Here is a 24,567-nt window from a genome sequence, read left to right as displayed (position 1 = left end):
CCTTCGCAAACAGCCGGGCCGCCTTCAACCTGCGCTTCTCCAAACCGGCAAAGTTTCGTCGGCCGCCAATGTGCGCTTTCATGCCTACAGCATATCATAGCTGCACCAAGAAATCAAACCTATTACGCGAGATTCAATAAGTACCCGGTGGAATCCCTGCGGGACCTGGACCAGATCCGATCTATCCCATGGGAATTGCCACACGGCCTTGCGCCTCCTGACCTTGCACGCCTACCGAGCGATTTCCAAGCAAGGGGAGCGCTCTGGACTGATATCTCTTCGCCCTTCGTCTGCGTGGCAGGGCTGATGTCGTATCAGTATTTCCTGGAGCTGTGCGCGACTGAGCTGGACCTGATTCGCGAGCTAACCGCTGAGTGTCATCGAAGAATTGCCAGCGTGCTCGAGGTGCTGCTCGCCGACCGGTCAATTGAATGCGTGTGGATGGGCGGATGCGAATGGCTTACCCCTCCCATGGGGTCCCCGAGGCTATACGACGAACTGGTGCAACCGTTCGAGGCGGACCTGATCTCGCGAATCCACGATGCGGGAGCGCTGTGTCATGTGCACTGTCACGGCAATGTGCGCTCGACGCTAGAGGCCGTGATAAGGCGCGGCGCGGATTTCTTCGAGCCGGTCGAACCTCCGCCGGACGGCGACATAACATTCGCAGAGGCAAAGGCTCTGGCTGCCGGCCGGATTACACTGGGTGGCAACGTTGAGGCGCGGGTTCTGGAGAACGAAAGCGTTGACGCGGTCGAAGCAGCAACGCGGGCGGCCTTCGAGGGCGGCAAGGAGCGCATGGTCTTGAAGCCGTCTGCCAGCCCGATCGGCAAGATTGGGCCTTCCATGCTTGCCAACTACCACCGCATGTTCGATGTTTGGGAGGAATGCTCTCCATTGTAGAGGCTGGGCTGCGGGCGGCACGAGCGGCCTTGCGCCCTCATCAAAGTCAAACAGCAATGTGTGTGCTTGATGTCAAATCGCAATGAGACACGTCCGGGAGCCCTCTGGGCTTGCCTGTGATTCGCTTAACTGACCCCGACCCTCAATTCCCCGCTGCACACCCGTTTGCGCCCGACGTCAGTCACGGTCGGCGTGAGCCGTCAGAGGCGGTCTCAAGCAGCCTTGACAATCACACCTTCTCCCATCGCCGTGCTTGCGCATCTTCACCGCCCGGCAAGGGCCGCCAGCGCTCGTCGCCGGGCGGCGTTGATCGCCAGGGGGTCGTCTGCGTTGAGGATGCTCGTGAAGTGGTAAATCTCGATCGTCGCCGGCCCCATGCACAAGGATGCATTTGCACCGCAGCCTATGATCTCGTCGTATGCGCCGCGTCCGCGCGCTGCCAACAGCTGTGCGAAGAGTTGGGCATCGCGCCACCCGTCCCGAAAACCAAGGTACGGCGGCGACACGGTGACATGCGCGGTCGCATCGTTGATCCACACAAGCTGCTCCATGGGACAGTAGAACGCCCACATCGCATAGCCTTGGTAACCCCCGTCCAAAGCGATCTGCGGGTAGACCCACGCGTCGCCGTAGGAGCCGCGATACGGGTTCTCGGCGCCGCCATAGAACCATATTTCGTCCCCAGGCTTGATGGCTGCCAGGGGCTTGCCGCGCGAGGACTGCTGTGCCACCGTAAGGCGAAGCTGGTAGCGATGGCCCGCCGGGTCGCGGCCGTCAGCGGGGCTGACGTACAGACGGTGCTCCCGGCTGTCGCCGGCGATGACCACCCCACGCTGGTTGTTGCCCCACGGGCTGCCTTCGCGCAACTGTAAGGGCCGGCCGTCCTCCAGCAGCTCCAGCTTCTTGACTGATTCAGGCGCGACGCGGGCAACGCCCTGCTGTCCGAACACCCGCACGAGCCACGTTTTCTGGGCTCCGCCGTCGGTGTACGGTGACCACGGGCCGCCCAGGTCGAATGTCTGCTCGGTGGTCTCGTAGTCTGTGGTCAGCACGCGGAAAAACTCGTCGCGCGACATGAAGCCCAACTGCCATTGGTCGCAGTAGGGATTAAGGGCGTTGATATGGCCCGGGGTGTGCGCGACGATACCGCTAATGGTGGTGAACGGACGCCACCCGGCCATCCGCACCACCTTCGCCGTCTCGACGTAGCCTGGTATCTCCTCGGGGGTGATCTCGTCCTGGATCTTGCAGAAGAAGCCCTGGAACCCCCTGGCCTCCAGATAGCGCTTCGTCTCCGCGTAGAACCAGACGATAACCTTGTCGCCCTCGGGGGTGCCCGGCTTGACGCGATCCTTGCCCAGCGCCACGTCGAACAGGGCGCCGCGCCAGGAGGGGCTGGAGGGGTGCACCATATAGCTCTGGACCATGGTCACCCCACGGCGCTTCGCGGCATCGAACCAGGGGTCATAGTGCGAGAAATCCAGGTGCGGGAGGTGGTTCAAGTCGAGGGTCTGGCCCACCTTCGTCAGGTTCTCGCCGGTGCCGGCGATCTTGGTGTTGGTCACGATGGCCTGCCACCCGCCGACCCAGTCGAAGACGTCGCCACCCATGTCAGCGTAGGCGTGCAAGATGCGCTCCAGGCGCTGCAGGCTGTGCGCCGTGACCTCGAACCCGCCCGCCATCACGCCGATGCCACTGGAGTAACCATAGACGTGAAATGGACGCGCATCACTTACCCGCACCGGCCAAACGTGGATCCCCAGGTTCATGACCGCCTCCGCGCCACCGACGAGCAGGCGCACCGGCACAGTGTATTCGCCCGCCGGCTTCCCTACCGCCGACACCTCCAGCCACAGGTTTTGCCCGATGCCCGCGGCGAACGGCCAACTCTCCGGGGGCGGGCCGAGCACCTCCACGCGATTCTCGCTCGCCGTCTGCCATGACGCGCGGATGCGCCCGCGCCAACCGCGCGGCACTGCCACGCGCACCGGCGCCGCGAAGTCTGCGAGCGCGTTGATTGTCACCCCCAGGCAGCGGCCTCCGTCGAGCGGCAGGTCCAGGGGCAAGGGATCGGGCAGGCGCTGACGCGCCGAGCCGTCGCCGATGGAGAGCCAGAATCCGCGCTCTTTCTCCGCCGAGCTAACGCGGAACCTGGTGGCCTCTTCCTCCCATCCAGGCATCCGGGTGACGGTTGCTTGCGGCACGCCGGGCGCATAATGGGCGACGAGGGCCTGCCAATCGGGCGGTTGCATCTGTCCCTGGACCGCGATGAGTGCGACGCCCGCCGTGAGACGATGCCCGGGCGCCAGGCTGCCATAAATCCATTCAAACGTCGGGTACTCGGCCGCCTGTAGCCAGAAGTAGAAACGGTCGGCGCCAGGCGCGTACGCCAGTATGGCGTCCCCGGTGGCGCGGTCCCATAGCGCCGAGTATTCGGGCTTCGCCACAGCGTAGTACCCGCTGACCTGGTCATGGCCGATCGCCGGTTCCCTGCCGCGGGAGGGGTCGGCGTTGATCCAGTACAGGTGCTCGGTCGTACGCGGCTGGTGCCCAGGCAGGAGGAAATTGCGGATGAAAAGCTTGTGCGGGCTCTGTGAGCCGTTGTCGAACTCGTAACGGACCTCGAGCGCCGACGAGCCCTTGCGCGCGGTGATGATCTTCACCAGCTTGAATCCCGATTCGTTCGACACCTCGAAGCGGACCTGCCCGACCTGCGGGCCCTGCTCGGTGACGGCAGCCTGGTAGCGCGCCGAGGTGAAGGTGGCGCGGTCGTCTAGCGCGCCCCCGTACTCCGCCGGGCCCTTCCACATCGCGATCATCTCGCGCTCCGACGGCTTGAGCACCCAGGAGCGGATGCGCGCGCCGCCGGCGCTGTCCACCTCGACCCGGAAGTGATCGTTGTCAAACACGTACACGTCGCCCTGGCGCTGCACCAGCGCCTGCGCACGGGCTGTGCCCGAAAACAGCGTCAGGGAGAGGCCAATCGCCAATAGCAGTCCGGTCAGTGACATATGCCTGCTCCTGTCGGTGAGCATACCACTATGTGTGGTGGCAGGCGCCAACCTGATTTGGACGTGGACATCAATGCGCGCGATTCGCTCCGGAGAACCGTGATCCGCTGCAGATGTACTGCGGTTGCGCGGATTTCACCTTCCTTGGCGCGGGAGGTCAACCGGGTTCGCGCCCGTGTCCGCGCGAGCTTTCGGTGATGCTCACGCCTCGCCACCAAGGTCCGAATCTGCAGCGCCCCTGTGCGAAGCCGGGACGCCCCGGCCCCTTTGGGGCATAGGGGCGCTTTTCGCCGGGCCGGGATAGGCTTCCCTGCGGGAATGGTATGTGCCCGCACCACGCGCGCCGCTGTGGACAAGGCAGCTGCTATCGTCACGGCGTAGCACCATGGAGGTTGCTGGTTCGAATCGGGAGCCAGATCCGCTGCGCGGTCAGACCCCTAGCAGGCCCGGGTGCTACCGCTCATAATGCGCCGGGTCGGGCGTGGGCGTTTGGCCGGTGATATGAAACGGCTCGGTCGCCACGCGCTTGTACCGCTCCTGCCATCCCCCGAACTCCGGGTCCAGCCAGCCGAAGTTGTTGTACGGCTGGTACTGCGGGTTGCCGTTAGCGTCAACGCACAGCAGATACCGCGCGAACGCGGCGCGGCCTTGCAGCTCCGCGGTGGGGATGCGCATGTCGGGCAGCGGCTCCGGCGCCGCTGCGGCGAAGGCGCTGGCCGCGCACAACAGCGGCATCAATAGCAAACTCAATACGATGATGGTGACCGTCTTCATGCGATTACCCTCCTTCCGTGTGGCTGCGCGGGAGGCGAGACGCGGAAGCTCGGCCAACATCACCAGACACGGCGCCCGCCAGGAATAGTCCTTGGCGGGATCTATGCCCCCGACGGCCGCTTCGCAGGTCACCAGGGCGTCGGCCGGTCGCGATGCTCAGCTATTGAGACGGAATCGGTTCCAACTGCCAATCGTGCCCCTTGCTGGCGCGCCCCGGCAACACCTCGACGCCGGAGACCCGCGGATCAGTGGTGAACACCGGGCTCACCGCGTCAGCGTTGCCGATAGGCTCCCGGTATGTCAGTCGCCACGTGTCACCTTCGCGACGCAGCCCGAACAGAATGAACGACTGGCTGCGGTTGCGCAGTGCCCCCGTCTGTGGGTCCGTGCGAACCACGGTCAGGCGGCAGATCACAGCGGCGCGGTCCCCTTCCGTCAAGACTCGTTCAACGGCGAGCGCCGCCTGTCCCTTGGTTCGTTTGATTTCCTCTTCCTTCTCGGCATTTCTTCGTTCGTACTCGATGCCATTTCCCCATTCGTCTCGGAAAGATTGGGAGTACAGCTTAAGTCGAGCGCTGAAGTCCCGGGCGTTGCCCAGCCTTACATAATTGGTGAGGACGTCCCTGATGGCCTGAGCGTCTGCGGCCGTCGGTTCGCCAGGCTCGCCTACTAGGCTTCGAACACCTACCACGTCCCGGTATCCTTCGGCGTGAATTCTGAGATCATAGATCCCGGGCGGGAGACTCTTCATGATGTACCTGCCAGTCTTCCCATCGGCCATTACAGCGGCCTCTTTGACGAAACCTTCGCTGAGATCGCGACTCACGGCGCGGATTTCCGCCTGGATGCCAGCGGGCGCGATGCGCCCTGAGATGGCTCCCGCCGCTGCCAGCACCACTTGGCCAAGGTCCACTGTCTGCCCAGCGGCTATCTCCACGTCGCGGTCCTCGGCAACGCACCATGCCGCCGTCAGTAAGACCATATACTTTCCCGACTGGAGCCCCTCCATACAGTATGTGCCGTCCTTAGGGTTCGCAGCAGTTCGCTTGAGCAACACCAGGTCGTCGCCGCGCATGACGTACAGCGCCGCCTGAGCCCTGACGTGTGCGGGCAAGAGCGTGCCGGTGATTCGGCCACCACTCGCCTGTTTCGTCGGCTCGGAGGTGGCCAACGAACAGACTGCGGCAATCGTCGAGAGAACGATCAGCATTCCCACCATTTTAGTAGAAGACCTGCGAGCCATTGCTGTTATCCCCGTCAATCTACGAAATGGAGCTTGTCGCCGTACCTGCACCCTCGCGAGTGCAGTATTGCGCGAAGATGGCCGCCTCCAATTCCGGACGCGCCTCCGCGTAGCGCCCCTGCCGGTAGTGATTGAAGCCGATGTTCTTGCGCGCTCCTGCATGGTAGAAGACACTCCTCGCGTCACTGCGCGACAGGAGGTCGTTGTAGGTCGCCCGCGCCGGTACGTCCGCCTCCCGGGGCGTCACCACCAGGTGCACACGCGTTGGACATCAGGCAGCAGCCCAGAGCCACCGGCCCATAGCTTCGCGCCGGTCCCCTGAGCAGCGCCGCTCACCGTCCCCCCAGAACACCTCCCACCCGAAATAGGTGACGGTCCCCAGTTTGCCCGAGGTAATACAGCAGCGTCGGCGCGTTCCAGTAGCAGTTGGCGATCGGGTTCACCGACTTGTCCGCGATCGTCCGCCGGTACGCATCCCGCATGCTCTGCGCAAATGCGTCGTCGCCCGTGAGTTCCCACGCGTAGCCGACCGCCGGCGCGATCAGCACGTTGTAGTTGCTGCGCTTGCTGAAGTGCGGATTATGCGAGTAGCCGCAGTAATCCCCGGGCCCCTCCGGCGAGGTGTTGTCCTCCATGATGGATTCCGCCAGCCCGACCACCGCCTTCGCTGCGTCGAGATCCCCGCTCTGCCGGTAGTAGAGGTACAGCGGCTCCATCAACTGCGCGCACATCCATGGCACGTTGCCGCGATAGTTGTAATTGCCGTGTACCTCGGAGTAGCACCCGCGCCGCGCATCAATCCGCGACAACGCGTCGTGCGCCAGCCGCCGCGCCGCCGCCAGGTACTTCGCGTCCCCGGTCTCGTCGTACGCCCGCACGAGGGCGATGAGCGAACCCGCGTGATCTCGCACCGACACGCTGCCCACCCCGGCCTTCTCGCGCACGATGAAGTCGGCCACGCCGAGAAACGCTTCCAGCGCATCCGGATCACCGGTCAGGCGGTAGTACGTATCCATCCCTTCCGCGCGCAGCATCGCCGACCACCACGAGGTCGTGTGTTTGCCACCCGGCGCGTACAGCACCCCCAACCACTCCGGGTGATCCGGCCGCCCGTGACACGTGTCAACGTCCATGCAGTGCAGGCATTGGTCCTCGCCGCGGTCGAACCACCGCGGATCCCCACCCATGAGATACTCGCTCAACGTGCCCTGCATGATGTCGTAGTAGTTGTTGCGCCAGGCGTCGGGCTTGCCCTGATAGTGCGCGTCGGGGAAATCGCGCATGCCGAGCGTCCCGTTGAGTACCGTCGGCCCGACCCCGCCGTACGTCCGCTGCTGATGCTCGTGGAGCTCCGTGAACTGCGCGGCGCTGTGCGGAGCCGCGTAGCCCAGCCCCCCCGACGAGCAGAACCACTCCGCCGAGAACAGCCTCGGCGGTCGCATGAACGCGTTCACGATCTCTTCGGCATCGGCGCGCGCTGCATCAGGCGGCAGGAACGCCAGCAGCACCTCGTGCCGCTTCGCCTCGCCGGGCACCGGCTCGTAGTAGCCGCCCGCTCCGCCTCCCGCGAACAGGTCCGCGCTTACGCCTCCACCTGCGACGCGCAGCGACTTCGGGAAAAGCTGCCAGAACCCGCGCACCGCGACGACGACCACCGCTTGGTCGCCTGCCGCCGCCGCCCAGCCCTGCGAATGCTCGCCGCCGCCGACTGCTTGCGCGCCTTGCGTCACCGCGAAACGATCGCCCCCCGCCTGCGTAATGGCGACCTCTCCCCCCGGCTCCAGCGCCTCGCAGTCACCGCTCCATACCGCGCCCCCGCCGCGCGTCTCCAGGGTCAGCCCGAATCGCTTGATCCGCAGCGTCTTATCCGTGTCGTTGAAGATGCGGAAGAACACGCGCACGAACGGTTGCCCCGCATACGCGTTCAAACGGAACACGAATCGCCCAACGGAATCGTCAGCGTTATCGCGCCCGACGAGTCGCCCGGTCGCCTCAACCGTCGCGCGAACCGGCCCTCGCGTTCTGACCTCAAGTTTCGCCACCTCGGGAACGTAAAGCACATCGCGCCCACCGCGTCGCGCCACGACCTCGCCTGTCAAAGGTCCGCCCGCTCGTCGGCGCGATTCCGTGAACACAACGCTGTCAGTTAGCTGGCCGCGCTCGCCGCCCATCGTGATGGTGATCGGCCCCGTATCTATGAGCACGCGGCCGGCCGAGCGCCGCACGCGCGCCGGCTGCGGCGGCGCCGGCGCCGATAGCGGTCTTGTCGCGAAGCGCACACTCCACGGCTTTGGCGGGATGCCCCCCGGCGCGATGAAATCGAGCAGCACCCATCGCAGGCTCCGGTCGCCCCAGCGGTTCAACGCCGCGGCCTGCACCGGCACCAATGCGCCCCCCGGATCGCGCAGCGCAATCTGATCCAACTCCGTCACCCGTCCCGCCGGCAGCGGCACGCCGCACGTCACGGGAAACCCCGCGTGTGGAATCGTGTCCGCCATCTCGAGCGTCAACTTCGCCGGCCCGCGCTGCGCCGTGCCGAAAGGCCGCAGCGGCCAGCGCTCCGCATGCACCCGCTCGACCACCTCCTCCGACGGCCGCCGCTCGAAGCGGGCCAGCGCCTCGGGACTCACCCGCCCCCGCAGCAGTACGACGTCGCCCCAATAGACGTGGGTCATGAATCGCGCGGGGTCGCCGGCCTTCTCGGCCTGCGTCTCCGTGGAACCAATGTGGTGGAAGTCCTGCGGCAACTTGGTGGCGGTTCCCACCTTGTCCAGTACGCGCAGCACCAGGCGGAACGGTGTGCCCGGCCGGCAGTAAGGGGTCACATCCACCTCGAAACGCGTCGGCACATGCGGCCCCTCCGCATCGGCGACATCGCTTTCCCACACCACCTGCCCGTCCACCAGTACCTGCTTGAACCGGTGTCCGGCAAACCCCTCCCCGCCGAGCCAGTCATCCGCCTTCGGGCGCCAGTCATCGTTGACGTAGTCATCGGCACAGTAGAAGCGCACGCGATACGGCGGCTGCCAGTCCCCGGGGATCGTCGCCTCACGCTCGATCACCCCGAAATCCCCGTCGCCTGCCGCCGACCAGGGGTGGGTCATGACGAAGAGCGCGCGGCGGTCCGCCCGCCCCTCGTAACCGCCCCGGCAGGTGAAGGTCCACGAGCGCGCGTCCGTGACCTCCAAGACCGCAATGTTCTTCGGCATGGACGTGCTCCCGGCGGCGCTGGACGCGATCACGCAGGCCAGACACGCCGCCTCTGCGATAAGAGATGTCCGGTGCATAGTCACCACCTCCGCACTGCCCATATTGCTTCGCCGCGCCACCCTGATTATCTTCTTGCGCCCTGCCGTTGCGCTAGACTGGAGCCGCCTTCCAGCCGAAAAGACCGAGAAGTCCGTCGAGCCCGGATGAGCTGCTACTACAACCAGGAGCGTTTCCACGAGGTTTACCCGCCGCTGGCGGGTGCTGAGAAACGTCACCCCGGACGATGTCAATTACGGGCGCAGGGAAGCGATCCTGGCGCGCAGAAGAGCGCCCCTATGCCATAAGGGGGCGGGGGCGCCCCGGCTTCGCACAGGGGCGCTGCAGATCCGGGCTTTGGTGGCCAGGCGCGACGGTAATCGCACGGGCGCGCGGACGGAACAAGGTGCAAGATCAGGGACACCGGAACTGGGACTTGATTCACCTCCTGATTCGCCCCGCCATCGGTGAGGACCGACACCGCGAGTAAGCGCCTGTGGCGAAACAGTCTTACGGGGTGGCATGCGCAGGCTCCGTATGCCACGCCATATCCAGGGCCATGAGCCGACCACCTGCGGGCGGTTACGCGAGGCTGAAAGAGGAGAACCCGTCTGGGAGCACGAAGGAGTTGCCTGACGGTCGAGGGGCGAAGTAGTCCCGGAGCAGATGGGATGGGTGTCAAGGCCATTGTGGGGTTGATCCTGTGGGTAGTGGTCTCGTTCTCTGCGGGGCTTATCGGATCGCAGTTCACTGGTCCGGCAGTGGCTACGTGGTACGGCAGCATCGGGAAGCCGGCGTGGACGCCTCCCGGTGTCGTATTCGGCCCGGTCTGGTCCGCGCTGTACCTGATGATGGGCATCGCCGGCTGGCTGGTCTGGCGAAGGGCAGGTTTCTCGGGTGCGCCAGCGGCCATACTGCTCTTCGGGCTTCAGCTCATCCTCAACGCAGCTTGGTCGGTAATCTTCTTCGGCCTTCGTCGCTTCGACCTGGCCTTCTTCGAGATCGTCATCCTCTGGGCGCTCATCCTCGCGACAATGATCGCCTTCTGGCGGCATGACGCCAGGGCTGCCCTTCTCCTGCTCCCCTATCTCGCTTGGGTGAGCTACGCCAGCGCTCTCAACTTCGCGATCTGGCGCCTGAACCCGACCGTGCCTTGAGAGATGGCAACCGTCGTCAAACCGGAGTGGGTTAACCTGCCGGAAAACCAACGGTGGTGGTCATCTGCCCGTAGAACCGGGCTAACTTGCTCTGAAGACATTCCCCGGCTCATGGGCTGCCTGCACATCCCGTAGCCCGGCCTGGCCACCGTCAATGCTGTGGGTACGGCATGCGGGATTGCCGTGCATGGCGATCGAGCAAGCCGCTGTTCTCGCAGCAGGGAGGCCATCCTGGCGCGCCGAAAAGCGCCTCAGATCCGGCCCCTGGTCGCCAGGGGGGAGCGCTGCCGGAAGATGGCACTGGGTCATAGGAACACACGGGCGGGGACACCTGAAGCGTATCTTGGCCCAACCCCCGAGTTGTCCCGCCAGCGCGGAGGAACGACGCCGATGGGGGCATGCCTTGCTTACAGAACGACGGAGGCTGCGCGAATGACAGTATGTGCCTGGCTGTTGGGGGCTGCTTGCATCAGCTTGCTGGCCTGGTTGGCGTGCCCTTCCTCGGCGACCGCCGGCGAGCCGGACTTTCAGATTCCGGTGGGACAGCGGCAGCTCTTTCTGGACGATTACGGCATCGCAAGCAGCGACAAGTTGGCGCGGACGATGCACCAGCCGCTCAAGCGCGGCGCGGTCATCAAGCCCGACCTGCCATGGGAGACCACCCTGCAGACGCGCTGCGCGCCAGCGTGGGACCCCCAGCACAAGGTGTTCAAGCTGTGGATGATCACCTCGAGCTCCATCCCCGGCGTCGCGGGCACCACGTACGCGGAGAGCGCGGACGGCGTCCACTGGACCAAGCCGGTTTTGGGCCAGTATGAGATCAATGGCTCGAAGGAAAACAACTTCGTGACCGTTGATCCCACACTGACTTGGCCCGCCAACGCAATGGAGAACGTCGTCTATGATCCCGACGAGACGGATCCGTCGCGCCGCTACAAGGGCCTCGGCCACTGCTACAGCCGCGAACCCATCGTCAGCCCGGACGGCATTCACTGGCAGCGGCTGAACGTGCCCGCGATCCCTTCGGCTGACGAGTCGAACCTGAACTATGACCCCCAGACCCGCACCTTCATGGCGACGGTGAAGACATCTGCGGGCGGGCGGCGCGCGGTAAATCTATCCACGAGCAAGGACTTCGAGCACTGGTCCGAGCCGGCGTTGGTCTTCAGCGCCGATGCCGAAGATCAGGTGCTGGCTCGGGAAGTGATCAGCGCCCGGCTTGCGGATCCGACGCTATCCCAACCCACGCACGTCAATCCGGCTGAGTACGCCGCCGATGTCTATAACATGCCCATCTTTCGCTACGAGGGTCTCTACATCGGCTTGCCGGCCATCTTCTACCGTACCGCAACCCAGGCCGGCGACGGATTCCATCACGTCCAACTGATTTGCAGCCGGGATTTGCACGACTGGAAGCGCCTGGGGGAGCGGCGCGCCTTCATCGGCCCCTCGCCAGTGGACTCAGGCGCCTATGATTTGACCCAGATCCTGCCGCCCAGTCGCCCCATTCTGCGCGGCGATGAGCTGTGGTTTTACTACACGGGGATCAAGTACCGCTGTGGCGCTCCCGAGGGCGCTCGTGATATGGGCGCGGTGTGCCTGGCGGTGCTGCGGCGGGATGGCTTTGTCTCGCTGGACGCCGGGGAGGAGGAAGGAGCCGTCCTCACCCGTCCCTTCACCTTGCCCCGTGGCCACCTTCATCTGAATGTGGACGCGAGCAATGGCCAAGCGGTGGTGCAACTCTGCGACGACAATGGCGCCGCGATCGCCGGTCTGGAAGCATCGGAACCGATCACCGGCGACCAACTCGATGCCGTGGCGCACTGGCCGAACGCCAAGCTGGAGGCGCTTGCCGGGCGCCGGGTGTGCTTGCGCATCAGGCTGCGCCAAGCGCAACTGTACTCCTATTGGATCCAGTGACGGCTTGCATGGATCGAGGTCGAGGGTCCGCTTTTGAGGTAGCCGGTGCGCGCTGACCGCGAGTGCTTCCCTCGCGTACGGACGCTTACCCTCCTGCCGGCCACCACTCGGGATCCGGCGGCGTCAGAATCCCCTGTTCAACGGCGATGGCATATAGGGAGCCGAAGACGGAAGCCATCGTGCCCTCGTAGCCGTTGGCCATCCCTTCCCAGGAGTGGAACTCCGCGCCGGTGTAATTGCCGCCGTCAAACACGCCATAGGCATAGGCCTCGTCCAGCTCACGGGCCAGCCGCCGGGCGTGCTCCTTCAGCCCGCAGCAGGACAGCGCGCGAAGGTAGTAGAGCGCGTTGCCGTAGAGCGAGCCATCCGTGTAGTTTTCGAACGTCGGGGTAAGCTCCCCAAACCATCGCCCCAGCATGTGGTCGCCCGGGCGAATAGGCAGGAGATTCAGAGGCAGGCCCAGCCGCGCCGACCCAATCCTCTTTTCCCGCCTCAGCTTTTCGAGATTCAACAGCGCGGCGCAGGCGGCTTCGCGTTCGAGCAAGCCGAAAGCGGCGGCCATGCCGTTGATATCGAGGAAGGCGTAATCATGCAACTGGCCGTCGCGGCTGCGCCAGCCCGCCACCCAGCCGGTCTCGGGATTGAGAAAGGCTGTGGCGTAGGCGCCGAGAATGCTCGCCGACGCCTCGCGGCATCGGTCAGCTAGCTCGCGCCGTCCCAGCTCGGCCAGCAGCGCCGCGGCGTTGCGAAAGCCGCGGTACGACAGCGCGTTCACGTAAGCGTCCTGGTGTCCGAAGCCGACCACGTCCATGGAGTTCGTGCTCCAGCGATGCGAACCGGTGTTGCCCGAGAGATCGCGGCATCGCGCCAGGCCCTCCGCATCCATGGCGTCGAGCATGCGAGCAACCGTCTCCGCGAGACCAGCTTCCACCCCGCGCAGCCACTGGAGATCGGGCGCGACCTGGTGAACGCGCCCGGTGGAAATCATGATCTGCGGGTCCGCATCCATGAAGAGATTGCGGAAGTAGCCATAGCCGCCGCCGTCGAGAAGGGCGCGGCCAATCGTGAACCGGACGAGGTCGAGGGGACTCGGCCCGTGCTCGGGCGGGCGCGTGAAGCAGATGGCCTCGATCACATCGGCCTGATTGGTGTGGCAGTTCACCGACGCCGAGTGATCCGAGAACCCGCCCAACTCCGGCCGGAAACACGCAAACGGGACCGACCAATGGGAGGCGATGCCGGGCCACGGTTCCGGCCCTTCCGTGCACTGGGCGGGCGCCAGCGCGGTGACCGCGAATTCAACCAGCGCTCGCCGCGTGCCCGCGGGGATCACCATGGGGGCGTCCAGGCTGCACCGCTCGCCCATCCACAGCCCGCCCGTCAACACGTTGCGGCAACGATAGCTCTCCACCTGCAAATGCGGGGAGTGCTCCATCCCCTCCAACACCCGGCACGACAGGGAGCCGGGGCCATCGCCCGCCCAGTGCATCGGCAGGCAAACGTCGCCGTTCCTGCCCGGCAGCAGGGTTGGCATGGCGGCGGCGCCGGTAATGGCTGCCCCCAGGTCCCATGCGAAGCGCCATGCCTCGAATTCCAGCGCCGGCAGGTCCTGCCGGCAGTGCTGGGCTACTTCGATATAGAGCCGGTCCGACTCCACGGTGAAGGTGGCATCAACTGTCGGCCCCTCCACCTCACAGCGCAGATTGCGATAGCTCACGCGGTTCCCTTCGACCGCAACCTCCCCGGTCCACAGGTGCGCCCCACAGTCGGTGGAAAGCGTGCGCAGCACCGGCCCGCTGAGGCCGACGGGAACGGGAAGCGGCTGGCCGACGCTGTCACGGGACTGCGCGAGGTCCACCATTATGCGCCGAGCCAAGCGATTATCGCCGGCTTGACCGCGCCCGAAAGCATCCCAGCCGAGATGCATCAGCATCGGCCGGCGCAGCGAGAACCCCACTGACAGCCGGTCACTCTCGTACAGCAGCATGTCCGGCCGGTCCTCGACCGTCATTCCCGCCGGAGCCTCCGGACCGCAACGCTCCACGGCAAGCAGCGGCGGAGGCTGCGGCCAACGTTGGGTGTCGGACCGCCTATCGCCGAACGCCTGAAGCGGGCTCAGGATGCAGAACGGCACATTGAACGGTCCGCCGTTCATCTCGCCGTGGCTTGGCCACACCGGGTGCTCGCGGTCGCATTCGACGCGTAGATGATCGGTGCGCAGCCTATCCAGTGGAATGACGTGAAGCACCTCCCTCCTGGCCTGCTCCAGGAGGGTGGACATGTGCTCGGCAGACATGTCCTGAGATAGGCCCCCGCCCGCAATCACCGCATTCGCCGGCAGGTCCACCTCCTTGACGGTGCGCCACCGTCTGCCGTCTTCGGCGAGCACCGAGATGATGATGTGCGCCGGGTGCGTGGGCACGTTCGGCTCGATGCGCCCGGAACCGCCGCCAGGCACCAGCCCCAATTCCAGCCGCTCGACTCGCACCGGTCGCAGGAAACGTAGGTACCGTACACATGTCTGTCCGTTGATCCGCACCCCTAGCCGCGGATGGAGCACCGGGCGAACGCCGCCATGACTTAATGCGTAGTGCTTGAGCAACTCAGCCATATCCCGTATCCTGTGCCAGTGGGTTGCCGCTGGAGGTCGGTGTCCTTATCAAGTCGCAATGAGACACGTCTGGACGGCGCGCCGCCAGTTGGTGTCTATAGTGTGATAACCGCAATCATGCGCTAGTCGCCTCGACCAAGCAGCGACCCCCCGGTCACATCAATGAATGTTCCCGTTATCCAGCGCGCATCGGAGGAGGCAAGGAACGCTACCGCGTCGGCGATATCCTCAGGCAGGCCCAGACGGCCCAGCGCGGCGACCGAGGCAGCGAACTTCCGCGCCTTGGGGTCTCGCAGCCAGTCCGCCTGGAAGTCAGTGTCGGTGATGCCGGGAGCCACCGTGTTGACGGTGATTCCTCGCGGCGCAAGCTGCTTGGCGAGGCCGGTCGTCAGGCTATCCAGAGCCCGCTTGGTCATGGCGTAGGCGACTTCTTCCGGCATGGCGATTCGGGAGGTGCCGGAAGAGATGTTGATGATCCTCCCTCCGTCCCGCAAACGTGGGAGAGCCTGCTGGATGATGAAGAACGGGGCTTTCATGTTGACAGCGACCAGTTGGGCGAACTCGGCTTCGCTGGTCTGTTCGATGGTGCCACCCAAGGATATGCCGGCGTTGTTGATGAGAATGTCGAAGTCACGAACTCCCAGCGCATCCTGGAGGCGCTGGGCCATCGCTTCGAAGAGAGCCCCAACGCCCTTCATGCTGCGGAAGTCTGCCCGGACCGGGAACGCCCTCCCGCCATTCTTCTCGATCTCGCGAACGGCAGCCGCGGCGGCTTTCTGGTTGCGCCCGTAATGGACTACGACGAGAACGCCATCCCTCGCAAGCCTTGATGCGATGGCGCGCCCGATGCCTCCGCTCGCGCCCGTCACCAAGGCGACCTTTTCCTCCGATGCGCTCACGTATAGCCCTCCCCATCCCTTGCGCAGCCGGCCTTTGCCGCGGCCGTTGACATCAACCATCAATGCCTTGATGCACCGACTTTGCGGAAATCTATGTACCCTCTCTCAACGTCCACAGATATCAGCTGCACGCGAACCCGATCGCCGACATCAACTCCCTCGAACCCATGCGCCAGCCTTCCTTCAACCGGCATCTCGAGAAGCCGCACCCACGTGCCTTTGGCGGAAGCACCCGTGACCAGGGTGTCGAACTGCTCCCCGATTCTCGATTCAAGCAGCAGCGCAGCCGCGGACTTGCCGACCTGCCGTTCGACCTTGTTGGCGGCATCCTCTTCTTCCGTGCAGTGCTGAGCCAGACCCTCCAGTTCATCTTTGCCATAGGGCGAAGGCCTCGCATCTATGGCGGCCTTCAGCAAGCGTTGCGTGATCAGATCGGTGTAGCGGCGATTCGGAGCTGTGGAATGGGTGTAGTCCCTGACCGCGAGACCGAAGTGCCCTGGAACCCGGTCGCCTGGCTCTTCAGCAACGTACTCGCCAGGTCCCAGTAGCTTGATAACGGTGAGTGATAGATCAGGGAATCGAAGTGGGTCGGCTGCTTGCTCCTTCACCAGGAACTGCTCCAGCGCTTTGGGATCCGGGGCATTGGGGAGCCTGGTCCCATGCGCCCGGGCGAGTTCGACGATTCGATCCCATCGCTTTGGCGTGCGCACTACGCGGCGGATCGAGGGCAGCTGTTTTGACGGGAGATAGCGGGCGGTCACACCGTTTGCCGCGATCATGAAATCCGCGATAATGTCCTTGGCGCGGTTTCTCTCTTCTACCTCAAGATCACGGATCTGGTCGCCGTCGAATGCCGGTCTCGCCTCGATGGTTTGAAGAGTCAGCGCTCCGTGGGCAGTGCGGAGATTCTTCAGGCTCTGCGCCACCCGGTCCTGGATGCGCAGATTCTCATCGAGTCCGCTGGCGGCGGTGATCGCCTGGGGCACCGGGCTGCTCCCCTCCAGCCATGCGGCCACACTGTTGTAGGCGAGCTTCGCATGATTGCGGACCCGCGCCCGGTAGACATCGGAATCCTGAAGGGATCCCTCCGCGCCGATCACCATCTCGACGATCATCGCTGAGCGGTCCTCATTGAAGCTCAGGGAGGTGAGGTCGGTGGACAGCTTCTCGGGAAGCATGGGGAACACCTGGGCAGCCGTGTAGACCGAGGTCGTGTTGTGGCGAGCGTGTCCATCAATGGCGGACCCATCCCCAACCAGCGAGTCCACGTCAGCCACGGCAACCAGAATCTTGACTTTGCCGCCCGGCATTGCCTCGGCAACGGTGAGCTGGTCCAGATCACGGGAGTCATCGTTGTCGATCGAAGCCCAGAGGAGGTCCCTCAGATCACGGGCGTCCGCGCCGTTGGTTGCTGCGGGGGTCTCAATCCCGCCCAGTTCGGCAAGCACCTCGGCGGAGAAGTCGGGGAGCAATCCTCGCTCGAGCATTGCCCTCCGGGCGATACTTTCCAGAATGGCACGGTGCTGTCCGTCATCCGATTTCATGCGGAAGTCCCTCTCACCCGCGCGTGCCCAGCACCGTCAGCGCGCCGTCGCCGGCGGGGGCGATGATCTCGAGCCGGCCGTCGCCGTCAAGGTCGGCGACGACGGGCTGGCCGACGCTGGCGCCGACACCCGTTTTCCACACCACGACCGGCCTGCCGTTGTGATCGCCGACCGCCCACAGGTAGCCGTGGCTGTCGCCGAAGACAAACTCATCGTGGCCATCGCCGTTGATGTCACAGGTGGAGACGGGACCAGCGGAGGCGCGAATCGGCAACCGCCAGCGCTCGCGCCCGGTCCGCGCATCGAGGCATTCGAAGTCGCCGTCCTGCCGGCCGAAACCCATCAACCACTTGTCCTCCGATAGGCGCGCAAATCCTTCGGCGGCGGTGATGCCCTCCCCCACCTCAGGCAGTTTGTACCAGTACGGCTGCGCGCGCAGGCTCATCCCCGCCTGGAAGTAGTGGCCGGCGCACAGCACCACCAGCGGCTCTCCCGGCTGGTCGAGAATCGCCGGCAAGGTGTACAGGCCCTGGCTGGGCTGGTGGAAGATGTCCGGCGGAAACAACGGCCCTCGGATCATGTTGCCGGTGCGACCATCGGCGACGCAGTAGTAATCCGGATTGGTGAAGACCAGGTCGTCCGCGCCGTCGCCGTTGGCGTCATAGGCCGCGGCCTGATTCACGGTCGGGCCCCAATAGCGTTCGAGGCCTGGGAACTCGTCCTTTTCCCACCCTACCTTTCCGGTCGCGCCCTCCAGCAGTAGGCTGCGGACTACCGGCGTGCCGAACAAGCAGTAGACGTCGGCGCCTTTCCTCCCCGTGAACCGCCCCGCTTGCATATACACCTTGCGGCCGTAGGGCAGGCTGTGGCGGGTGGTCGGCGGAATCCGCGACTCCCATACCAGCGTGCCGTCGAGCCGATACGCTCGCACTACCGGCACGCGGGAGGCGTCGGCGCTGCCGATGATGATCTCGAGCTTTCCGTCGCCGTCAACGTCAGCCACGACCGCGTTATCGCTGGGCGAGAACTCGCGCACCACCTTGAGCCCGCCGGCGCGCGTCCAATGATAGGCGGTGGTCGTGCCTGCGTAGGTCTGGATGATCTCCGGCGTCCGGTCGCGATCGAGGTCGGCCACCAGCGGCGCGGGAGGCAACTGGCCGGCCGGGGCCTTGATCCGCGACAAGTCCGGGCCGGATGGCGCGGGTGGTTGCGTGAATGGCTGCGGCGGGAGCGCGCCTTCGATCCGCAGGGTCTGGTCGCGCGAGGTCACCAGGAACACTTCGCGCCCATTGGCTGACGCGAGCTTCGCGCTGGCGCGCACCCCATCAATGTGCCGGTACTCCACCGCCTTGCCGTCAACAATGCGAATCATCGCCGCGCCGCTGATGACGGCCCGCGTGGGGTCGTGGCAGTCGTCCGCCAGAATCTCCGCGCGGCCGTCGCCGTCCACATCGGCCAGCCGCGCCGCAATGCGCCCCGAGATGCGCGCCTTGAGAGCGCCGGTTGCGGCGTCGTAGACGCGGATCGCCCAGTCAGGATCGCCCTCGTCGTTGAACATGGACACCACGACCTCCAGCCGGCCGTCGCCGTCCACATCGGCCACCGGCGGCGTGGGCCAGTTGGTGGCGACGTTGGAGACCGTGACCGAGTTGTCCCAGCCCTGGGCCCAGGCGAGCTTGAGCTTGCCGTGGTGATTCAGCAGCACCTCGTGGTGTTGAGCGAAGTCGGCGATGCACAGGAAGTCAGGCAGACCGTCGCCGTTGAGGTCGCGGAACTCGTTCAGACCGTAGCTGCGGATGTTGGCGGGCGCGACGTCCCACCTGATGAATTGCTTGACGGCGCCGGTGAGCGGGTTCAGGACCCACATGCGGCTGTGGGAGATGACGCAGATCTCGTTGACGCCGTCCGCTTCCAGGTCCGCCGTGCGCAAAGCCGGCATGCAGGTATATTGGTGGAAGTAGTATTTCCAGCGGGCGACGGGCGGATGGCCGGGAGCCGGAAAGTAAAACAGAGCGATGTAGCCGTTGCGTTTATCCGGCGGGTAGCCTTGCTCGAGGACCAGCATCTGCTTGCCGGCGCGCTGCGGCAGGTAATGGCCAACAAAGGGGTACCAGTGATAGGACATGGGCTCGACGTCGTAACGCCACAGGAGGCGTCCGCTGGCGGCGTCGAGCAAGAGCATCGCCCCCAGCGGCGGCTCCGGGCGCCCGACGGCGGCGACGATTTCGACCCGGCCGTCGCCGTCAACATCCTCGACGGTGACGACCTGCTGGAAGTTGATTCCCGGCGGGTGGCTGGCCCATAGGAGCATGCCAGAGAGGTCGTAGCATTGCAGCCCGCGGTCAACGCCAGCCAACGCGCGGTCCACCGCGCCCCCGGGCTTGGAGGCGAAAGGAATTAAGGTGGCGCTGCCGAGCGCAACGGGTGTGCGCGTAAGCGCGATGGGCGCGGCACGCAGGTTGCCCGCAACCGGCTGACGCGCGGTCAGGTGGTTGTCATGGCGTAGCGTGGGCCAGTCGGCGGGCATGGCGAAAACGCGCCCCGCGGTCAGCAGCAGAACCCAGACGCAAAGAAGCCAGGGCGCAGGTCGCCCTCCCCCAGGGCTCCTCGGCGCAGATGAGTCGCGAGATGTCCCCGTGTCGCCGCAATCCCGCCGGCGCCGCGATGTCGGCTTGAATGATGGCCGGGCACCGAGGGCTGTCAGCCTTGGGAGTGAAGTTTGGGATTCGCGAGCTTCCACTGGTTCAGATTGTCTTGACACGTGATGGCTCCGTAGGTCTCGGGTCTGCGGTCGCCCAGGAAGCAATCCTTGAGGGTTGGGTAGCGCCGCTTGAGGTCCCCCGTGCCCCAGTACTCATACACCTCGTCCAGATCCACCTCCGCCACCGCGACTCCCGGGCGATGGCTGGTGGACGCTCGGGTTCGGCCATAGGGGTCCACCACGCGCGAGTGGCCCATGGACTTTCCGGCAAGATAGGGCATGTTCACGTAGTGGCTGGTCACGACGTAGACCTGGTTGTCTATGGCGCGAGCATTTACCACGGATTCGCAGAGGTCTCCCGTGTAATCCAGCCACATCGTGGGGTGGGCGATCACGTCCGCTCCGCGGAGCGCCAAGATGCGCCAGGGCTCCGGATAATGCAGGTCCATACAGATCATGACCCCCAGCTTGCCGAAATCCAACTCGAAGACCGGGTAGTCGTCGCCCGCCTCCACCTCCGCGTCTTCACCAGGGGCGAGATGGGTCTTACGATACTTGCCGACGAGTTCGCCTTGGCGGCTGACGACCACGCCCGCGTTATATACGTGATCATCCTCGCGCTCCCGCAGACCGATTACCAGATTGGTCTCGGCCTCACGCGCGGCCCCAGCGAACCGCTCTACCACCAAGCTGCCCGGGATGCTCTCGCCGCACTTGGCGCAATCTTCGGCGCCGAGAGCGACATAGTCGAGCTCCTCCGGGAAAACGACCAGGTCCGGCTTCCAGGCGGCCGCTGCCCGCAGCGCCTCGAAGGCCCGGTGTATGGTCACCCCGGGGTGGACCGACTCCGAGTCCAGCAGAATTGACGTTGTTGCGAGAACGGCTTTGCGGCTCACTTTGTCAACCCCTTAGCCTTCCGTCAGCGACTGCAATAATGGTCCCGTCGCGTACCCCGGCCGTGAACGCCGCGCATCCCGCGCGGGGGCCGAAAAGGGTAACGGCTGCACCGTCAACCTGTACCGATAGTGCCTCGGGTGCCAGGACGCCGGAAATCTCGAACGTAAGCTCCCGCCTCTGCACGCGCTCGGGCAGCGCCTCGATGCTTACCCTGAAGCCGCTCCCGCACGGCTCTATCCGAGTGTGGCGCTTCAAGTGCAGGTAGTCAATCACGTCGTCCGGGTTTGCGTACCAGCACTCGGCGCCGCCTTCGGACACCACCGCCTCCAGCCGCTCGCGGTGGTGGGCGGCGGTGCAGTCCTTGTAGTCGTGGGCGGCGGTTTCGAGCGGGCAGTGGCAGTAGTCCACGATCCAACCGTGTTCTACTTGCGCCTGCCGCAGGCGCTTCCAGGGGTCGAACGCGCTGTCGAATACGCCCCAGTAGCGCTCGTGCAGCGGCACCCGGTTGACCCACGGCAGCGCATCGCCGTCAACACGGTTGATGTCGTCGGTGATGCTCATTCCCGCCAGATAGCCGCTCCCGCTAAGCCTCTCCACGACCTCGGGCGTAAGATTGTCATTGCTGCCAGGGGCGGTAAAAACGGTCACCGGGACGCCGACAGCTTGTTCGATGGTTTCGCGGGCCACGCGCAGTTCCAGGTCCGGATCGTCCATGACCCGCTGGTGGCTCCAGGAGTGGCAGCCGATGCCCCAGCCAGCGGCGGCGATATTTCGCAGTTCGTCGGCCGCCATGTGCCGATAGCCGTCGTACGAGCTCCCGCCCACATCCCGCACCTGGCCGATTTGTGACGCCACAACCTCGACGTGCCCGGGCAACCCCAGTTCATGGTGAACCCGGAGCACGAACTGGTCCAGATCCGCCAGCGCCTCGTCGTAGGTTATCGAGTAAGCCCAGGACTTGGCGTGCTTCCACCCGGCAATGGCTGGCTTCGGTGCAGAGATTGACAACTGGCATACCCCTTCGGGCCCGCTCCTGCGCGCTGGCGACGAGGCTCGCCACGGGGACAACGAACCGCCCGCACCGTGCGTGTTGCTAGTAGTCGCCGCGGAGCTTGCGGTACCCGGCGGCGAAGGCCGCTCCGTCATAGGCGAAGCCGTCCTCGGCGAGATCCTCCAGGCGCACCGCCCGGCCCCGCCTGCGCTTGCTTTCCTGCGCCGCGATCGCCGCCAGCTCGGGCTCAATCAGAGCTGCAGGGGATAGCGGAGGCTCGTCGGTTTCCCCCGCCATGTAAGGCAGGCACTTCTCCAGCAGTGCGCGATACAGGGTCGTCGAATCGGCCGTGATCTGGTGGACGCAGCGCTCGGTGACGATGGTGGCGTAGAACGGGAGCCAGCCGGAGGTCTCGCCGACGCAGAGGTACCCTCGGCGCCCCTCAGGCCACGCAACCTCTATCTTGTGCTGGCCGTTTACGCCCAGGTGTCGAACCGCCTCCGCTCCGCTCCCCATGATACTCCACAAGAGGGCATAGGCGTGAATCCCGTAGTTGAAATCATCGATCCCGCAGCCGGCGAACACGGTCTGCGGGCATCCGCGCTCATCGAGCGGCTGAGCCAACAACCTTGCGACATCGAAGTTGAACCGCAGCGACGAGCCGCCGCATATGCGGTGTCCCGACGCCGCCAGCTCGACGATGCGCCGCAAGTCGCGCACGTTGCCGGCCAGCGGCTTGTCTATCAGGATCGGCTTGCCGGCCTCCACCAACGGTTCCATCCGCGCCAAGTGCAGGTCCCAGTCGCAGGAATGGATGATGGCGGCGTCGGCCAGCTCCGCCACTTCCGCCAGCGTCTGCGCGGCTACCGCAATGCCGTGCTCGGCGGCGAACCGCTCCGCGTAGCCGGGGCGAAAGACGGTACCGCCGTCCCATACCGCGACCACCTCGTGGCCCAGCTCGCGGATGATGGGCAGCCAGCTCCCAGGATGCGACGTATCCAGGTCTACGACGCCGATTCTCATGCTAGTCGTTCGTCTCCTTTCGGTTGCGCTCCGCCACCCGGCGGATGATCTCGGCGGCTATCTCGCAGTGTTCGGGAGTGTACTTGTCGCAAAAGGTGCTCCAGCGGATGAAGCGATCAAGGAACGCGTGCGCGGTGGGGCACGTATCCGGGCCATAGTGATACGCGCGCGACGCGGGCGGCAGCGAGAATGGATAGGTCTGGGTCTGTGCCTGCTCCTGCAGGAAGTAGAGCGCCTCCGGCATCAGGTAGTACCGGCCCGTCCCCGCGCCCGGGATGCCTTTCCTCGCGACCTGCGCGGCGAACTCGTCTGCGCCGCAGCCAAACGCCTCGCGATCAAGGCTGAAGCCGTACATCCAGCACGAATAGACGTCAACGTAATCCGGAATCGGCAGCGGAGTCACCCCCGGGATCTGCGCCAGCATCTGGGTGAGCAGGCGCGCCATCGCGTCGCGGCGCGCAACCTGCGAGTGGATGATCTCCAGTTGAGCCAGTGTCACCGCGGCCGTGCACAGCGGCATGCGATAGGCATAGCCGTGCTCGACGTGGGCGCGGCCGAACCCCGGGATCTCCGCCGCGCCCCGGCTGTGGCCCATCAGGCGCAGTCGCTCCGCAAATTCGTCATCGTTGGTAAGGATGCAGCCGCCCATGTCGGAACCCATCGTCTTCTCGCTGTCGAACGAGAAGCACGCCGCCTGCGACAGCGTGCCCGCCAACCGCCCTTTGTAGCGGCTGAAGACGGCTTGGCAGGCATCCTCATAAACGAACAGGCCGTGCCGGGCGGCGAGCTCATTGATCGGGTCCATATCGCAGATGAGCCCGGTCTTGTGCACAACCAGGATCGCTCGCGTGCGGTCGCTGATGCACGGCTCCACGGTCCGCGCGCTCAGGTTGACCGTGCCGGGCTCGGTGTCGGCGAAGACCGGGATGCAATTCTCGCTCAGCAGTCCGCACAGCGTGCCGTAGTCGGTAATCGGGCTGACGATGATCTCGTCGCCCGGCGCGAAGGGCAGCGCCGCTGCCAGCACCGCCAGGGCCGGGGTGCAACCGGGGGTCGCGACACAGTGTCGAACGCCGTGAGCCTCGGCAAACGCCTTCTCAAAGCGGGTGACCATGTCTGCGGTGAGACCGCTGGTGACCACCTCCTGCAGGTACTTCAGGGTGTTCGGCCCCATCTCCCGAGGGAACGGGTTGGGCAGCTTGCCCTGGAGGTTGGCGACCCCAGCCGCGCCGAACTTGGCTCGGTCAGGACGCGATGTCATTGTCCTTATCTCCTATGCTGACGATCTACCCGCCAATGCGAGATATAGGGGCATTCGACATGTCGGCTTCGAGTGCCTGCTGGAAGGGCTCCTCCAGCGCCCGCAGCGTCCGGCGGCCCGCGCCTTCCACGTAGCCCGGGCGGTAACCGTTGCGGTAGCCCCGCCCGGCAGGCCGCTGGTAGCGCTCGCGGCCCAAGGCGTCATGCTGCTCGGATTCCAGCGCCTCCTGCGGTACCACCCGGGCGGCGAGCCCCAGCGGGGCCGAGGCTTGCCCGCCCTCGGAGGGTCGGCGGCTCCTGTTCTTCGATGCCCTGAAGAGTCTCGCGCATTACAGGAACGACTGCGCGCGCTGCAACACGTGTGTGGCACAGCCGCCCCCGGCTGTG

Annotated in this window: 17 protein-coding genes; 3 read left to right on the top strand and 14 right to left on the bottom strand. The window is 65.3% G+C overall.

Annotated elements, in window-relative coordinates:
- Window positions 1–903: uroporphyrinogen decarboxylase family protein (locus tag VM221_03035; protein ID HUT73795.1), on the top strand; the 903-nt coding region annotated here is incomplete at its 5' end.
- 263 nt (window positions 904–1,166) lie between these two features.
- Here VM221_03035 and VM221_03030 read toward each other — a convergent pair.
- The 5 genes from VM221_03030 to VM221_03010 form a co-directional block, all read right to left on the bottom strand.
- Window positions 1,167–3,914: a hypothetical protein gene (locus VM221_03030; protein HUT73794.1), complete on the bottom strand. Its 2,748-nt coding sequence runs from the start codon at window positions 3,912–3,914 to the stop codon at window positions 1,167–1,169.
- Between the two features lie 453 nt (window positions 3,915–4,367).
- Window positions 4,368–4,688 (bottom strand): hypothetical protein, encoded by a 321-nt coding sequence (locus VM221_03025; protein ID HUT73793.1) that lies wholly within the window; start codon window positions 4,686–4,688, stop codon window positions 4,368–4,370.
- 160 nt (window positions 4,689–4,848) lie between these two features.
- Window positions 4,849–5,931, bottom strand: a complete 1,083-nt coding sequence (locus tag VM221_03020) for a carboxypeptidase-like regulatory domain-containing protein (protein ID HUT73792.1) — start codon at window positions 5,929–5,931, stop codon at window positions 4,849–4,851.
- Window positions 5,932–5,950: 19 nt separating this feature from the next.
- Entirely contained in the window at window positions 5,951–6,190 is a 240-nt protein-coding gene (locus VM221_03015; protein ID HUT73791.1) for a hypothetical protein, read from the bottom strand.
- Window positions 6,191–6,263: 73 nt separating this feature from the next.
- Window positions 6,264–9,140 carry a beta-L-arabinofuranosidase domain-containing protein gene (locus VM221_03010; GenBank protein ID HUT73790.1) on the bottom strand — a complete coding sequence of 959 codons (2,877 nt, stop codon included), beginning with the start codon at window positions 9,138–9,140 and terminating at the stop codon, window positions 6,264–6,266.
- A 708-nt stretch (window positions 9,141–9,848) separates the two neighbouring features.
- Between VM221_03010 and VM221_03005 the strand changes: the two genes are divergently transcribed.
- Entirely contained in the window at window positions 9,849–10,334 is a 486-nt protein-coding gene (locus tag VM221_03005; protein ID HUT73789.1) for a TspO/MBR family protein, read from the top strand.
- Window positions 10,335–10,766: 432 nt separating this feature from the next.
- The gene (locus tag VM221_03000; protein HUT73788.1) at window positions 10,767–12,254 is read left to right on the top strand and encodes a hypothetical protein; all 1,488 of its coding nucleotides are present in this window, start codon (window positions 10,767–10,769) and stop codon (window positions 12,252–12,254) included.
- An 85-nt stretch (window positions 12,255–12,339) separates the two neighbouring features.
- Here the strand turns inward: VM221_03000 and VM221_02995 are convergent, their stop codons facing one another.
- The 9 genes from VM221_02995 to VM221_02955 all read right to left on the bottom strand — a co-directional run bounded on the left by VM221_02995 (window position 12,340) and on the right by VM221_02955 (window position 24,419).
- On the bottom strand, window positions 12,340–14,865 hold the full coding sequence (locus tag VM221_02995; GenBank protein HUT73787.1) for a hypothetical protein: 2,526 nt from the start codon (window positions 14,863–14,865) through the stop codon (window positions 12,340–12,342).
- 122 nt (window positions 14,866–14,987) lie between these two features.
- Window positions 14,988–15,824: an SDR family oxidoreductase gene (locus VM221_02990; GenBank protein ID HUT73786.1), complete on the bottom strand. Its 837-nt coding sequence runs from the start codon at window positions 15,822–15,824 to the stop codon at window positions 14,988–14,990.
- Window positions 15,824–17,308, bottom strand: a complete 1,485-nt coding sequence (locus tag VM221_02985; protein ID HUT73785.1) for an RNB domain-containing ribonuclease — start codon at window positions 17,306–17,308, stop codon at window positions 15,824–15,826. Before VM221_02985 ends, VM221_02990 begins: the two co-directional genes overlap by 1 nt.
- A gap of 13 nt (window positions 17,309–17,321) precedes the next feature.
- Window positions 17,322–19,835 (bottom strand): FG-GAP-like repeat-containing protein, encoded by a 2,514-nt coding sequence (locus VM221_02980; protein HUT73784.1) that lies wholly within the window; start codon window positions 19,833–19,835, stop codon window positions 17,322–17,324.
- A 173-nt stretch (window positions 19,836–20,008) separates the two neighbouring features.
- The gene (locus VM221_02975) at window positions 20,009–20,839 is read right to left on the bottom strand and encodes a carbon-nitrogen hydrolase family protein (GenBank protein HUT73783.1); all 831 of its coding nucleotides are present in this window, start codon (window positions 20,837–20,839) and stop codon (window positions 20,009–20,011) included.
- Between the two features lie 70 nt (window positions 20,840–20,909).
- A complete protein-coding gene (locus VM221_02970; protein HUT73782.1) occupies window positions 20,910–21,914 on the bottom strand; it encodes a polysaccharide deacetylase family protein in 1,005 nt (334 codons plus the stop codon).
- A gap of 85 nt (window positions 21,915–21,999) precedes the next feature.
- Window positions 22,000–22,920: a Gfo/Idh/MocA family oxidoreductase gene (locus VM221_02965; GenBank protein ID HUT73781.1), complete on the bottom strand. Its 921-nt coding sequence runs from the start codon at window positions 22,918–22,920 to the stop codon at window positions 22,000–22,002.
- A gap of 1 nt (window position 22,921) precedes the next feature.
- Entirely contained in the window at window positions 22,922–24,181 is a 1,260-nt protein-coding gene (locus VM221_02960; GenBank protein ID HUT73780.1) for a DegT/DnrJ/EryC1/StrS family aminotransferase, read from the bottom strand.
- Window positions 24,182–24,206: 25 nt separating this feature from the next.
- Complete coding sequence (locus VM221_02955) at window positions 24,207–24,419, bottom strand: hypothetical protein (GenBank protein HUT73779.1); 213 nt, start codon at window positions 24,417–24,419, stop codon at window positions 24,207–24,209.
- Window positions 24,420–24,567 lie beyond the last annotated feature (148 nt).

This window comes from Armatimonadota bacterium (genome assembly GCA_035527535.1).
Classification (GTDB): Bacteria; Armatimonadota; Hebobacteria.
Note: the sequence above shows the minus strand (reverse complement) of the source record. Positions and strands in the feature narration are given on the sequence as shown.